This is a genomic window from Luminiphilus sp. nBUS_07 (assembly GCF_051201685.1).
Lineage (GTDB): Bacteria > Pseudomonadota > Gammaproteobacteria > Pseudomonadales > Halieaceae > Luminiphilus.
The window spans coordinates 2005153-2017614 of record NZ_CP179213.1 but is presented as its reverse complement, the minus strand read 5'-3'; the positions used below and the strand labels follow the sequence as shown (position 1 = coordinate 2017614).

Below are 12462 nucleotides of genomic sequence, written 5' to 3'. Positions count from 1 at the left end.
AGTGAGTAGCAGGTGGGGAATTCGGAACATTCCCCGCTATGGTTTTGTTCTGCTTTTGTCAATTTCCTCTCGAGATAATGCCTTCTGTGGTCAGGGGAGGAAAGTAAATTTTTGCCTTTGGGTCAAATTTGGTACAAAAAAATAAAAAACTAAGAAATTTCCGTATCATTTTGGCTGCAAGATTTTTTTAAGGCGTCGGCATGGCTTGCCACTTCGTCAGTGTTTGAGGTCTCCATAACGCGGGCTTGCTATGTGGCAGCGATTGTCATGACTGTTTCTCCGTAGCGCTTCCTCAGGCAGTAGAGTGCCTCCGCTTCTTTAATAAATGCCCGATTTGACAAGGATTTTGTGAAGCCCGCTATGGCTTCTTGAAGGTTTGTTCCCATCCTCGATGTGCACAGTGTAACGGGGCTGGGGGGACATCCCGTGCCTCTATCTAACTGTTTAGGGTTTCGACAAGTCTGGAGCTAAGTGGCGGTGCAAGTCGGGCAGTGTGGTGCGCTGTATAAACCAGTCACACACACCGGATATTCGCCAGAGTGGTTGAGAGCCATATGGCGACAGTCACTTTGCCCCGCATCCCGCAGAGAAAATAATACATAACTTACAAATAAATCTATTTTTATGTATCATATAATTTCGCTAGCGGGGAAAGTTGAGTCAGCGTTATGAAGCTTCAAAGCTACGTCATGGGCGCGTGGGTGTCAGGTGTTGGAGAAGGCCGGCCGGTTGTCGATTCGGTCCGAGGAGAGCCGGTTTGTTCGGTTGATGCTACTGGCATCGACATGGTGCAAGTGGCGGACTATGGGCGACGGGTAGGTGGCGCGGCTTTGCGTGCGATGACCTTCCACGAGCGTGCCGCTGCGCTTAAAGAAACCGCAAAGCAGCTCATGGCAATGAAAGAACAGTTTTATGAGCTCTCCTTCAAAACAGGCACTACCCGCGCGGATGCTTGGCCCGACATTGAGGGTGGTTTTGGTACCGCTTTAAGCTACGCGAGCCTGGTCACTCGGGAATTCCCCAACGATTCAGTGCTAATCGAAGGGGAAATGGAGGCGCTGTCAAAAAATGGATCTTTCGTAGGGCGGCACATTCTGACCTCCAAGCCGGGAGTTGCCGTTCACATCAATGCCTACAACTTTCCTGTGTGGGGCATGCTGGAGAAAATAGCGCCCAGTCTCCTCGCGGGTATGCCTGTCATTGTCAAACCAGCAACACCCACAGCGTATGTGACCAAGGCGGTCGTCCAAGAAATTATTAATATAGGTTTGCTCCCCGAGGGTGCTGTACAGATCGTATGCGGTAGCGTGGGTGATTTGCTCGACCACCTGAACGAGCAAGACGTAGTGACCTTTACGGGTTCGGCAAGTACGGGCCAGGCACTTAAAAATCATCCAAACCTTCTGGCTAATAGCGTGCCGGTTACCATGGAGGCCGATTCCCTGAACTGCGCAATTCTTGGTGAGTCGGTTAAGGCAGAAGATCCCGAATTCCAGCTCTTCGTAAAGGAAGTTGCCCGTGAGATGACTTCTAAGGCAGGACAAAAGTGCACAGCGATTCGCCGTGTGATTGTTCCTCACGCCCTAATTGAACCAGTAACCGAAGCGCTGAAAGCGCGACTCGCTAAGACCGTTGCTGGAGATCCCACACTGGAACAGGTGCGACTGGGTGCGTTAGTGAGTGCCGAGCAGGCGCAGGATGTCAGGGAAAAAGTCGAGGCGCTTTGCAGCGAGGCCACGATAGTGGCCGGGGGCGAGGAGGACATGCCGTTGGCGGGGCTATCCCATAATGCCGGCGCGTTTTATCCCGCGACACTGCTACGTTGCGATGAGCCGCTTAGCGCAAACGTCGTGCACAGTGTCGAGGCCTTTGGCCCCGTTGCAACCTTAATGCCTTACCACTCCCTCAATGATGCCGTTGAGCTTGCGAGGATGGGTAAGGGGTCGCTAGTAGGTTCGCTCTTCACCGCAGACGATCAGGAGGCTCGCGCCGTAATTTTAGGCACCGCGGCCTGGCATGGGCGCATGCTTATTATCAATGGCGATTGCGCTGGAGAGTCGACAGGGCACGGTGCACCGCTTGCCAACTTGATTCATGGTGGGCCGGGCAGGGCGGGTGGCGGCGAAGAGCTCGGTGGTGCGAGAGCCATTAAGCATTACATGCAGCGCACCGCGATTCAGGGTTCACCGACGACGTTGATGGCGATTACGCGGGAATACCATCGCGGCGCCAAAGAAATTCATGATGCTGTGCACCCGTTTAAAAAGTATTTCGAAGAGTTGCAAATTGGCGAGACCTTAGTGACGCACCGCAGAACCGTAACGGAAGCCGACATTGTTAATTTCGGATGCGTCAGTGGCGACCACTTCTATGCACATTTCGACGAAATCGCGGCTAAAGATTCTTTCTTTGGTCAGCGGGTCGCCCACGGATACTTCGTCATTTCAGCGGCTGCGGGCATGTTTGTGCACCCGGCGCCAGGTCCAGTTATCGCCAACTATGGGCTGGAGAATTTGCGGTTTGTAGAGCCGGTACCTGCAGGGACCACAATCCAGTGCAAGCTGACCGTTAAGCGGAAAATCAAGAAAGCCCGGCGGGGCGATGAAAAGCCTAATGGCGTCGTCGTTTGGGCGGTTGAGGTTACTAATCAAAACGGGGGGCCGGTGGCCGTCTACGACATTCTGACGTTGGTTGAGCGGCAGGAGGCTTAAAGTATGCCCTTCGAGTACATCGAGTATGCCGTCGCCGGTGGGGTTGCCTGCCTCACATTGAATAGGCCTGACAGTCTAAACAGCTTTACGGCAGCCATGCATGGGGAGGTCGCTGAGGTACTGGAGGCTGCGGCTGAAGACCGGACAATACGTGCCGTGGTAATTACCGGCGCTGGTCGCGGATTTTGTGCTGGGCAAGACTTGAATGATCGTAACGTCGCTCCCGGGGAGCGTGTTGATCTGGGTGCGTCGGTGGAAAAATTCTATAATCCACTAATCCGCCGCATTACCAGTATGGAAAAGCCCGTTATCTGCGCGGTCAATGGCGTGGCTGCCGGTGCTGGGGCAAATCTAGCCTTGGCCTGCGATTTGGTGTTTGCGGCTGAGTCTGCGAAGTTTGTAGAGTCTTTTGCCATGCTAGGGCTCATACCTGATTCTGGCGGTAGCTGGCACCTTCCGCGGATGGTCGGTATGGCACGCGCCAAGGGAATGGCGATGCTGATGCCTAAAGTCTCTGCTCATCAGGCCAAGGAGTGGGGACTTATCTGGGAGGTCGTAGAGGATAGTAAGCTCATGGACACCGTTATGGCGTTGGCGGAGCACTTAGCCACACAGCCGACTCTTGGTTTTGCCTATACTAAAAAAGCGTTTGCCGCCTCGATGACCAATACCCTCGATGAGCAATTGGAGCTTGAAAAGACGTTGATGCGCACTGCCGGGTTTACTGACGATTACGCAGAAGGTGTAGCGGCGTTTTTGGAGAAAAGACAGCCGGAGTACAAAGGTCAGTGAGCAATGATTCAGCCTCAGTCGAGACTGCTACAGCTACGGCTGCAGCGGCTGCAATGTGGGAAAACGATCGCGCTTGTCAGGCTTTGGGAATGGAGCTCATTAGCGTTGATGTGGGTAGTGCGCAAATGGCAATGACGGTTCAAGCGCAAATGGTTAACGGGCACGGGATATGTCATGGCGGCTACCTTTTTACGTTGGCCGACAGTGCGTTCGCCTATGCCTGCAATAGCCGCAATCTCGTCACCGTTGCATCGGGTGCTCGGATCGATTTTTTGAGGCCGGCGAATTTGAGTGAGCGACTGCTGGCGACAGCATCGGTGGTTCATCAGGCCAAACGAACGGGCATCTACGATGTCACGGTGACCAATGAAACGGGCGAGTGTGTTGCGCAGTTCCGTGGTAACTCCACCACAATAGGAGATGCCATTGTCAGGCGAGATTCAGTAGAGGTACTTAATGATTGAAGCTTTTATTTGCGACGCAGTCCGAACACCGATTGGAAGATATGGAGGCGGTTTATCTGCCGTGCGCACCGATGACTTAGGAGCCATACCAATCGCAGCATTGATGGCTCGTCATCCAAGCACAGACTGGTTGGCTGTTGACGACATTTGGATGGGTTGTGCAAATCAGGCGGGAGAGGATAACCGGAATGTTGCGCGAATGAGCGCCCTGCTGGCGGGCATGCCAGAGCAAATACCTGCGGTCACACTCAATCGTTTGTGTGGCTCCGGCCTTGATGCTGTCGGGTCGGCGGCTCGCGCTGTAAAGAGCGGTGAGATCAATTTTGCTATTGCCGGTGGCGTTGAGTCTATGAGTCGCGCCCCTTTTGTGACGGGCAAGGCTAACTCAGCATTTGACAGGAACTTACAGACCTACGATACGACCATTGGTTGGCGCTTTGTGAACCCTGCCTTTAAGAAGCGCTGGGGTACCGATTCAATGCCCGAAACTGCGGAGAACCTCGCGACACAATTTGCCATATCGAGAGCTGATCAAGATGCCTTTGCCTTGCGCTCGCAGCAAAGGGCAATCGCGGCTCAAAACGAGGGGCGCTTCGAGGAAGAAATCACTGAGGTGGTGATTCCTAGGCGCAAAGGCGAAGCGCTGAAAGTAACCGTGGATGAAGGCCCTAGGAAGGACACTTCATTAGAGCGACTAGCCAGCCTGCCTACCCCTTTTCGTGAGGGCGGTACTGTTACAGCGGGCAATGCGTCGACCGTAAACGACGGCGCTTGCGCTGTGATGCTGGCGTCTGAGGCGGCGGCATTGGCACAGGGGTTGGAACCGTTGGCGCGGGTCGTGGCAATGGCAACTTCAGGCCTTGAGCCCAGAATTATGGGTCATGGTCCCTATGAGGCTGCGCAAAAAGTGCTAGCGCTTGCGGGCCTCTCCTTGGGCGATATGGATTTGATTGAGCTCAATGAGGCTTTTGCTGCTCAGGCGCTCGCGGTAACGCGTTCTCTGGGCCTTGCTGACGATGCCAATCACGTAAACCCAAATGGTGGCGCGATCGCTTTGGGCCATCCCCTAGGAATGAGTGGCGCTAGGCTGGTAACAACGGCTGCCTATGAGTTAAGGCGCAGCCATGGACGTTATGCCTTATGCACGATGTGCATTGGTGTTGGCCAGGGTATAGCGCTAATTATTGAGCGTGTTTAAAACGACTGAATGTAGGTGTAAAGCATGAGAGACAGTACTGCGTTGGTTTCAAATGAGCAGAAATTCCAAGCACGCATAGACGCGGAGGAAAAGGTTGAGCCCAAAGACTGGATGCCGGAAAAATACCGGCAGAATTTGATTCGTCAAATATCCCAGCACGCTCACTCTGAAGTGATTGGGGAACAACCTGAGGGGAAGTGGATTACACGTGCCCCGACGTTAGAGCGCAAAGCTATTTTGATGGCCAAAGTGCAAGACGAGGCCGGGCATGGTTTGTATTTGTACGCCTCGGCAGAAACCTTGGGAGTGACGCGGGACGAGTTGATTGATCGACTGCACACCGGCGCAAGTAAATACGCATCAATCTTTAATTACCCCTCGTTGACCTGGGCTGATATTGGTGCCATCGGTTGGCTTGTCGATAGCGCAGCGATTGTTAATCAAGTGTCCCTGCAAAATACTTCCTACGGGCCTTATGCCCGCGCCATGGTCAGAATTTGTAAAGAGGAGAGCTTTCACCAGCGTCAGGGGTACAACATCATGATGACGCTTATGCAGGGTGCAGAGCTGCAGCGCGATATGGCTCAGGATGCATTGAACCGTTGGTGGTGGCCTTCCCTGATGATGTTTGGTCCTCATGATGCTGAGTCGGCACATTCGGCTCAGTCTATGAAATGGAAAATAAAACGGCGCAGCAATGACGAGTTGCGACAGCAATTTGTCGATCAAGCTGTGCAGCAGGCGGAGGCCATTGGCCTTACTGTTCCTGACCCTGACCTTCACTGGAATGAAGCGCGGGGACACTACGACTTTGGCGAGATTGATTGGCAGGAGTTTCAGCGTGTGGTGTCGGGTAACGGGCCCTGTAATCGTCAGCGACTGGCCCATCATATGGATGCACACAAAGAGGGTGCCTGGGTTCGTGAGGCCATGGCTGCCTTCGACGCCAAGCATCGAACTCCCCCTGCGGAAGTGGCCTGAGGAGATAGCCGTGTCTGATCAGCTACAACTTTATGAGGTTTTTATTCGCTCCAGTCGGGGGCTAGATCACAAGCATGTCGGAAGTTTGCATGCTGACGACCCCCAGCAGGCTTTGGAATACGCCCGAGATGTTTACACCCGTCGCGGGGAGGGCATCAGTATTTGGGTGGTTGCTTCACGTGATGTGACAGCGTCTCAAGAAAGCGACTGTGAGAGTTTTTATGACCCTCTGGACGATAAACCTTATCGTCATGCTGCAATGTATGAGTTGCCAGAAGGGGTCGACAGTTTATGAAGCTCAAAGATCCGCTGACACGTTACGTCGTCCAATTGGGGGACGATGCGTTAATCATGGGTCATCGCTTGTCCGAGTGGATGAGCCGAGCCCCTTTTCTTGAGGAAGATATCGCACTCTCCAACGTGGCACTCGATTTTGTAGGAAGGGCCCGTTTGTTTTATCAGTATGGCGCTGAGCTCATGGGGGGCGAGGTGACTGAAAATACTTTTGCCTATCAGCGCGATGTCAGAGATTTTACCAACCTGCTCTTGTGTGAGCTGCCTCGTGGTGACTTTGCGTTTACTTTGAGTCGTCAGTTTCTCTACGACGCTTTTTCACTACCTTTCACTCAAGCGCTGTGCAAAAGCACCGATAGCCGGCTCGCGGCGATTGCGGCTAAGGCGGAGAAAGAAAGCCGGTATCACCTGCGCCGAAGCCGGGATTGGATGCTGCGCTTGGGCGACGGTACTGCCGAGAGCCATGAGCGCTGCCAAAATGCCTTGGAGCAGCTTTGGATTTACACCGATGAGATGTTTGAGCGAGATGCGTTACTGGACGGTCTCATTGCGTCGGGTATTGCGGTTGACCCCGCAAGTTTGCGGTTGACATGGCTTGAAACGGTGACAGAAACATTGCACGCAGCCACTCTGACTCTACCGGAGCCACAAGGGGGAGTTACTGGCGGCAGGGAGGGCATACACACCGACGATCTGGGATTCCTTTTGGCTGAAATGCAATTTATGCAGCGTGCTTACCCGGGCTTGCAGTGGTGATCCTCTAGTGACCGTCCCAAAAGCCAGGTGTATTCCACTGTTGCCCGTCGAAGAGCTGGCGCGGCGCAGGCGCCGACAGGATTCGCCAGTGCCTGATCTTTGGGATTTGCTCGATAGCGTCATGGATCCGGAGATCCCCGTCATTTCGTTGTACGAGTTAGGGGTGTTGCAGGACATTAGTCGAAATGGCCAGACGGTAGAGCTCGTTCTGACGCCAACCTATATTGGCTGTCCTGCTTTAGGAATTATGGAAGAGGACGCCCGGGCTGCCCTCACCGCAGGGGGATACGATCAAGTGACGGTAGAAACGCGTTTAGCGCCGGCATGGACTACCGCGTGGTTGACTCCTGAAGCGCGGCGGAAAATGTCAGCCTATGGCGTTGCTTCGCCGGAGGCAGGGAGTATTGCCTGCCCACAGTGTGGCAGTACAGATTCCAAGATCATTAGTGAGTTCGGATCAACAGCTTGTAAGGCGCTTTTTAAGTGTGTTGCTTGCCACGAGCCCTTTGACGTATTCAAGGCCCTTTAATATGAGCAATGCGACCTTCCACTCACTTAAAGTTGCCAGCGTTGTCCCTGAAACGGCTGACGCGGTGTGCGTCAGCTTTGAAGTGCCTTCAAACCTTGAGGATGTTTTTGCGTATCAGGCGGGGCAGTATCTGACGCTTCGAGCTGTCATTGATGATGCTCCGGTCACACGTGCTTACTCTATTTGTGCTCCGCCGTCGTCTGGGCGCCTGACGGTGGCTATTAAGCGGGTCGATGATGGCGTATTTAGCAACTTTGCCAACACGCATGTGCACAGTGGTATGACCCTAGATGTGATGGCTCCACAGGGCAATTTTGCGCTGCCGGTCATGGAGGCTAGCGACACCAATTTTTTATTTATCGCCGCTGGCTCGGGTATCACCCCCATCATATCTATGCTTACCGCGGCGCTGGAAGCGGATCCTAGTACGTCGGCGACACTTCTGTACGGTAACCAACGGTCCGCCAGCATTATGTTTCGCCAGCAATTATCTTTTCTCAAAAACCAGTACCTGCAGCGTTTTAACTGGATCAACATACTGAGTCGGGAGACGCAGGATGCGCCGCTGCTCAATGGTCGTATCGATAACCAAAAAGGGGCTGAGTTGAGTCGCAAAGTGCTCGATCTGAAGGGGTTTGATGGTTTTTTTCTGTGTGGTCCGGAGTCCATGATTTCGGAAGTGTCCAGAGGCCTGCGTGGTAGCGGAATTCCTGAAGATAAAATTAAGTATGAGCTTTTTGGAAGTTCAGCCGAGGATGCAGCAGAGCGCGTTGCCAAACACCATGCTCGTGCAGAAGCTTTTTCGGGAAAAATGTGCGACGTCACCTTGGTCAACGATGGTCGTGCAAGCCAAGTGCGTATCGCTGCAGACGGCGAAAATTTGCTGGACGCAGGTTTGAATTTAGGACTGGATTTACCTTTCGCCTGCAAAGGGGGCGTGTGCTCAACCTGCAAAGCGTTGTTGGTTGAAGGTGAGGTTGAAATGGATATTCAGCGAGGTTTAACAGCGGATGAAATCGCGCGAGGTATGATACTGACCTGTCAGGCACACCCCATCACTGAACGCGTTCATATCGATTTTGACAAGCGTTGGTCTGGAGGTTGACGGGGGGCAACCACTTGTCGACCACGACGTTTGATGCATCATAAAAATAAGAGGTAATAAATGACGGACGCCAATATTGAAGCGGTGCACCGCAAGACGCGACAGCGACTGTTGTTTACCGGGATCCACCTGGTACTTTATTTTTCCTTTACGCTCAACTGGACCAGTTGGGGTGAGCGCCTAGGAGAATATTTGGGTGAGACTCGATTGACCGGCTCGCTCATGATGTTTGTTGTTCTCGTCGCTACGTTTATTTTTCTTGAGACTGTTTTTCTGCTGCTGTCTCGCCGGGAGGCTCGATAATGCGGCTTTCGGTGAGTAGGTTAGCCACAGCGAGTGCTCTGTTCCTGTGCTCTGATTTACTATTGGCTGCAGGCGCGATCGAGGGCGCGCCAGTACGTCAAGAGGTCAATCCGATTGCCATTGGCATGTTCTTGTTGTTCGTTGCCTTTACCCTGTATGTGACGTGGTGGGCCTCAAAAGCAACGAAAACCAGTTCAACTTTTTATAATGCTGGCGGCCAAATAACCGGCGCTCAAAATGGTCTCGCGATTGCGGGTGACTTTATGTCTGCTGCGTCTTTCCTCGGTATTACAGGGTTGATGTATGTGGGGGGCTTTGATGGCTTGATTCTCTCCTTAGGAGCCTTTGGTGCCTGGCCGGTATTTATGTTTCTGTTCGCCAAGCGTGTACGAAATTTGGGTAACTTTACCTTCATTGATGTGATCTCCCAGAGGTTAGATCGTGACCCCATACGGCTCGTCACAGCCTTCAGTACTATCTTGATCGTTATCATGTACCTGATCGCACAAATGGTTGGGGCGGGCACGCTCATCCAGTTACTGTTCGGATTGCCTTACGAGTGGGCCCTCTTGCTCGTCAGCGGGCTCGTGCTAGCTTATGTCGCCTTCGGTGGCATGTTGGCTACGACATGGGTGCAGATTATCAAGGCGGGTTTGTTGCTAATGGGTGTGACGCTGATCGCTGCGTTGCTACTGGCAAATTCTGAATTCAGCCTTTCGAATTTGTTGGGTAAAGCAACAGCAAACCACCCCAACGGTGATGGAATATTGCGGGCCGGATCGATCTTCGACGACCCAGTACAAATATTGACGATTCAGGTTTCAATGTTGTTTGGCACAGTGGGATTGCCCCATATTTTGATGCGCTTATTTACCGTTCCAGATATGCACCAAGCAAAGCTGTCTGCCTACTATGCGTCATTGTTCATCGGCTATTTTTACATTGCTCTTTTAGTCATGGGCTTTGGCTCGATTGCGTACGTGGTCGGAAATCCAGAATTCTTCAATGAGCAGGGCAAACTTATTGGCGGCAGCAATATGGCTGCGATTCATGTGGCGACGGCTATGGGCGGTGACATTTTGACGGGCTTCATGTCGGCGGTTTGTTTTGCAACTATTTTGGCAGTGGTCGCAGGGCTTACCCTCTCGGGGGCCGCGGCCATCTCTCATGATGTTTATGCAGAGGTCCTAAAGAAAGGTAAGCCCAATCCAAAAACAGAGCTGCGATTAACTCGTATCAGTGTTTTGCTTATCGGGTTTGCAGCCGTCGCTCTGGGTCTCGCTTTTCAGCATGAAAACATTGCGTTTATTGCGACGATTCCTATGGTGGTCTCTGCCTCCGTGACCTTTCCAATCTTGTTCTTATCGCTATTCTGGCAGGGCTTCACGACCCGAGGTGCCCTGTATGGCGCTGGGGTGGGGCTGGTCTCGTCCATTGTTCTCATCGTGCTTGGGCCGCAAGTTTGGGTGTCTGTGATGGGCAATACTGAGGCGCTGTTTCCCTATGACTACCCAGCCTTGTTTACGATGCCGGCCTCGGTCTTGGTCATGGTCATAATCTCTCGGCGCGACCGCAGTGAAAGAGGGGGCATAGACCGGGAAAATTACTTTCGTTTGCTAGTGCGGTCGGAGTTTGGTCCATCAGCAACAGAAACGGCAGATGTATGACTGTGTTCGTGCGTGACGCCCGGTTCGCGTCAAAGAGTATGGCTTTAGAATGGCTTGGTGAGAAGCTGGTGCAGCGTTATACTCGAGAAAAAGATAACGTGTTACCTATCAAAGGGATGGGTTTCAGCACACCACCACCTTTACAGTAGGGAAGTGTGGGACGCGCAAAGCGCCTGGATGAAAAAGCGAAAGCGCGGCTTTGAATAGAACAATTTTGGGGGATTTATGACTGATTATTCAATGCTTATAAACGGTAAGTCAGTAGGGGCTAAAACCTCAATTGAGGTACTTAATCCGGCCACAGAGGCAGTAATCGCAACGGTTCCCGAAGCAAGTCCTGCCCAGTTAGACGAGGCGGTTGCTGCGGCTAGGCAGGCCTTGCTCGGCTGGAGTGGGCAGTCTTTGGAAGAGCGCCGAGCCCTGATTTTGAAAATTGCTGACAGGCTTGAGGAAAATATTGGAGAGTTGGCCCAGCTTCTTAGTGAGGAGCAGGGGAAGCCCATCGACGGTTTTGCAGGCCTAGGCGCCATGTTTGAGTTGGGGGGTAGTCTGGCATGGATACGTTACACCGCGAGCCTAGACCTACCTGTGGAAGTTATTCAGGATAATGACGAGGCTCGCATTGAAGTACATCGTAAGCCCGTGGGTGTGGTGGGCTCAATCACCCCTTGGAATTATCCGCTGCTCATCACCTGTTGGCATATTATTCCGGGCCTTTTAGCCGGCTGCACGGTAGTGGCGAAGCCCTCGGAATACACGCCTTTAACGGTACTCAAAGCGATGCACCTCATCAGCGATTTGCTGCCTCCCGGTGTTCTGAATATTGTCACTGGAAAGGGCGGTCTAGGCGCGGCGATATCGTCTCATCCTGATATCGATAAAATTGTTTTTACCGGCTCTACCCGCACCGGCAAGCGAATTATGGAAGCGGCCGCTGATAACTTAAAGCGTTTGACCCTAGAGCTGGGTGGCAACGATGCCGCCATAGTCTTGCCCGATACCAATGTAGCAGAGGCAGCAGGCAAAATTTTTGCAACGGCTATGATCAACAATGGACAGACCTGCGCGGCCCTGAAGCGGCTTTATGTCCATGAGGATATCTATGATGAAATGTGCGAGGCGCTGGCCGGTATTGCTGGGAGCGTAAAGACTGGTCCGGCTTCAGAGAGCCCCGATTTTGGTCCTATCCAAAATAAAATGCAGTACGACCGCGTTTGTGAATTAGCTGAATCAGCCAAAGCCGACGGTGCTACTTTCCTTACCGGCGGTGAGCCTATGCCGGGGCCTGGGTATTTCTTTCCAGTGACAATCGTCAAAGACATACCCGAGAGTAGCCGGCTGGTTCAGGAGGAGCCTTTTGGACCAATCTTACCGGTCGTCAGCTTCTCAGATGTCGAAGACGCACTGGAAAAGGCCAATGCGGTCTCTGTAGGTCTGGGTGGTTCGGTTTGGTCGAGCGACGTTGCTGCGGCTCAGAAACTCGCGTCTCGTCTTGAGTGTGGCACGGCTTGGGTAAATAACCACGCTATGATTCAACCCGATGCGCCTTTCGGCGGTGTCAAACAGTCAGGTGTTGGCGTAGAGTTTGGACGGTACGGGCTCGTCGAGTACACCAATATTCAAACCCTACAAATTTCCAAAAGTTAATAACAGTGCGAGGGA

The 12462-nt window shown here is 52.8% G+C and carries 12 protein-coding genes; all 12 read left to right on the top strand.

Annotated elements, in window-relative coordinates; all coding sequences use genetic code 11:
• Positions 1 to 668: 668 nt before the first annotated feature.
• The 12 genes from paaZ to ACMAZB_RS08935 all read left to right on the top strand — a co-directional run bounded on the left by paaZ (position 669) and on the right by ACMAZB_RS08935 (position 12447).
• Positions 669 to 2711 carry a phenylacetic acid degradation bifunctional protein PaaZ gene (gene paaZ / locus ACMAZB_RS08990; protein WP_435216611.1) on the top strand — a complete coding sequence of 681 codons (2043 nt, stop codon included), beginning with the start codon at positions 669 to 671 and terminating at the stop codon, positions 2709 to 2711.
• Positions 2712 to 2714: 3 nt separating this feature from the next.
• On the top strand, positions 2715 to 3503 hold the full coding sequence (gene paaG, locus ACMAZB_RS08985; protein WP_435216610.1) for a 2-(1,2-epoxy-1,2-dihydrophenyl)acetyl-CoA isomerase PaaG: 789 nt from the start codon (positions 2715 to 2717) through the stop codon (positions 3501 to 3503).
• Positions 3500 to 3967, top strand: coding sequence for a hydroxyphenylacetyl-CoA thioesterase PaaI (paaI, locus tag ACMAZB_RS08980; RefSeq protein WP_435216608.1), 468 nt, complete (start codon positions 3500 to 3502; stop codon positions 3965 to 3967). Before paaG ends, paaI begins: the two co-directional genes overlap by 4 nt.
• Positions 3960 to 5165, top strand: a complete 1206-nt coding sequence (gene pcaF / locus ACMAZB_RS08975) for a 3-oxoadipyl-CoA thiolase (protein ID WP_435216606.1) — start codon at positions 3960 to 3962, stop codon at positions 5163 to 5165. The genes paaI and pcaF overlap by 8 nt, the downstream gene beginning before the upstream one ends.
• Positions 5166 to 5189: 24 nt before the next feature.
• Entirely contained in the window at positions 5190 to 6146 is a 957-nt protein-coding gene (gene paaA, locus ACMAZB_RS08970) for a 1,2-phenylacetyl-CoA epoxidase subunit PaaA (protein ID WP_435216604.1), read from the top strand.
• A 10-nt stretch (positions 6147 to 6156) separates the two neighbouring features.
• Positions 6157 to 6441 carry a 1,2-phenylacetyl-CoA epoxidase subunit PaaB gene (paaB, locus tag ACMAZB_RS08965; RefSeq protein WP_435211114.1) on the top strand — a complete coding sequence of 95 codons (285 nt, stop codon included), beginning with the start codon at positions 6157 to 6159 and terminating at the stop codon, positions 6439 to 6441.
• Positions 6438 to 7196 carry a 1,2-phenylacetyl-CoA epoxidase subunit PaaC gene (gene paaC / locus ACMAZB_RS08960; RefSeq protein ID WP_435216603.1) on the top strand — a complete coding sequence of 253 codons (759 nt, stop codon included), beginning with the start codon at positions 6438 to 6440 and terminating at the stop codon, positions 7194 to 7196. The genes paaB and paaC overlap by 4 nt, the downstream gene beginning before the upstream one ends.
• Positions 7197 to 7203: 7 nt before the next feature.
• Complete coding sequence (gene paaD, locus ACMAZB_RS08955) at positions 7204 to 7725, top strand: 1,2-phenylacetyl-CoA epoxidase subunit PaaD (RefSeq protein ID WP_435216601.1); 522 nt, start codon at positions 7204 to 7206, stop codon at positions 7723 to 7725.
• Position 7726: 1 nt separating this feature from the next.
• Positions 7727 to 8830, top strand: a complete 1104-nt coding sequence (locus tag ACMAZB_RS08950; RefSeq protein WP_435211108.1) for a 2Fe-2S iron-sulfur cluster-binding protein — start codon at positions 7727 to 7729, stop codon at positions 8828 to 8830.
• A gap of 60 nt (positions 8831 to 8890) precedes the next feature.
• Positions 8891 to 9133, top strand: a complete 243-nt coding sequence (locus ACMAZB_RS08945) for a hypothetical protein (protein ID WP_435216600.1) — start codon at positions 8891 to 8893, stop codon at positions 9131 to 9133.
• 11 nt (positions 9134 to 9144) lie between these two features.
• Positions 9145 to 10800, top strand: coding sequence for a sodium:solute symporter family transporter (locus ACMAZB_RS08940; protein WP_435216599.1), 1656 nt, complete (start codon positions 9145 to 9147; stop codon positions 10798 to 10800).
• A gap of 225 nt (positions 10801 to 11025) precedes the next feature.
• The gene (locus tag ACMAZB_RS08935) at positions 11026 to 12447 is read left to right on the top strand and encodes an aldehyde dehydrogenase family protein (RefSeq protein WP_435216597.1); all 1422 of its coding nucleotides are present in this window, start codon (positions 11026 to 11028) and stop codon (positions 12445 to 12447) included.
• The last annotated feature ends 15 nt before the right edge of the window (positions 12448 to 12462 follow it).

Bases quoted from the DNA above. Each gene is read 5' to 3' on its own strand.
- paaC (WP_435216603.1), top strand. From the start codon at position 6,438: ATGAAGCTCAAAGATCCGCTGACACGTTACGTCGTCCAATTGGGGGAC.
- ACMAZB_RS08945 (WP_435216600.1), top strand. From the start codon at position 8,891: ATGACGGACGCCAATATTGAAGCGGTGCACCGCAAGACGCGACAGCGA.
- paaZ (WP_435216611.1), top strand. From the start codon at position 669: ATGAAGCTTCAAAGCTACGTCATGGGCGCGTGGGTGTCAGGTGTTGGA.
- paaG (WP_435216610.1), top strand. From the start codon at position 2,715: ATGCCCTTCGAGTACATCGAGTATGCCGTCGCCGGTGGGGTTGCCTGC.
- ACMAZB_RS08950 (WP_435211108.1), top strand. From the start codon at position 7,727: ATGAGCAATGCGACCTTCCACTCACTTAAAGTTGCCAGCGTTGTCCCT.
- paaA (WP_435216604.1), top strand. From the start codon at position 5,190: ATGAGAGACAGTACTGCGTTGGTTTCAAATGAGCAGAAATTCCAAGCA.
- ACMAZB_RS08935 (WP_435216597.1), top strand. From the start codon at position 11,026: ATGACTGATTATTCAATGCTTATAAACGGTAAGTCAGTAGGGGCTAAA.
- pcaF (WP_435216606.1), top strand. From the start codon at position 3,960: ATGATTGAAGCTTTTATTTGCGACGCAGTCCGAACACCGATTGGAAGA.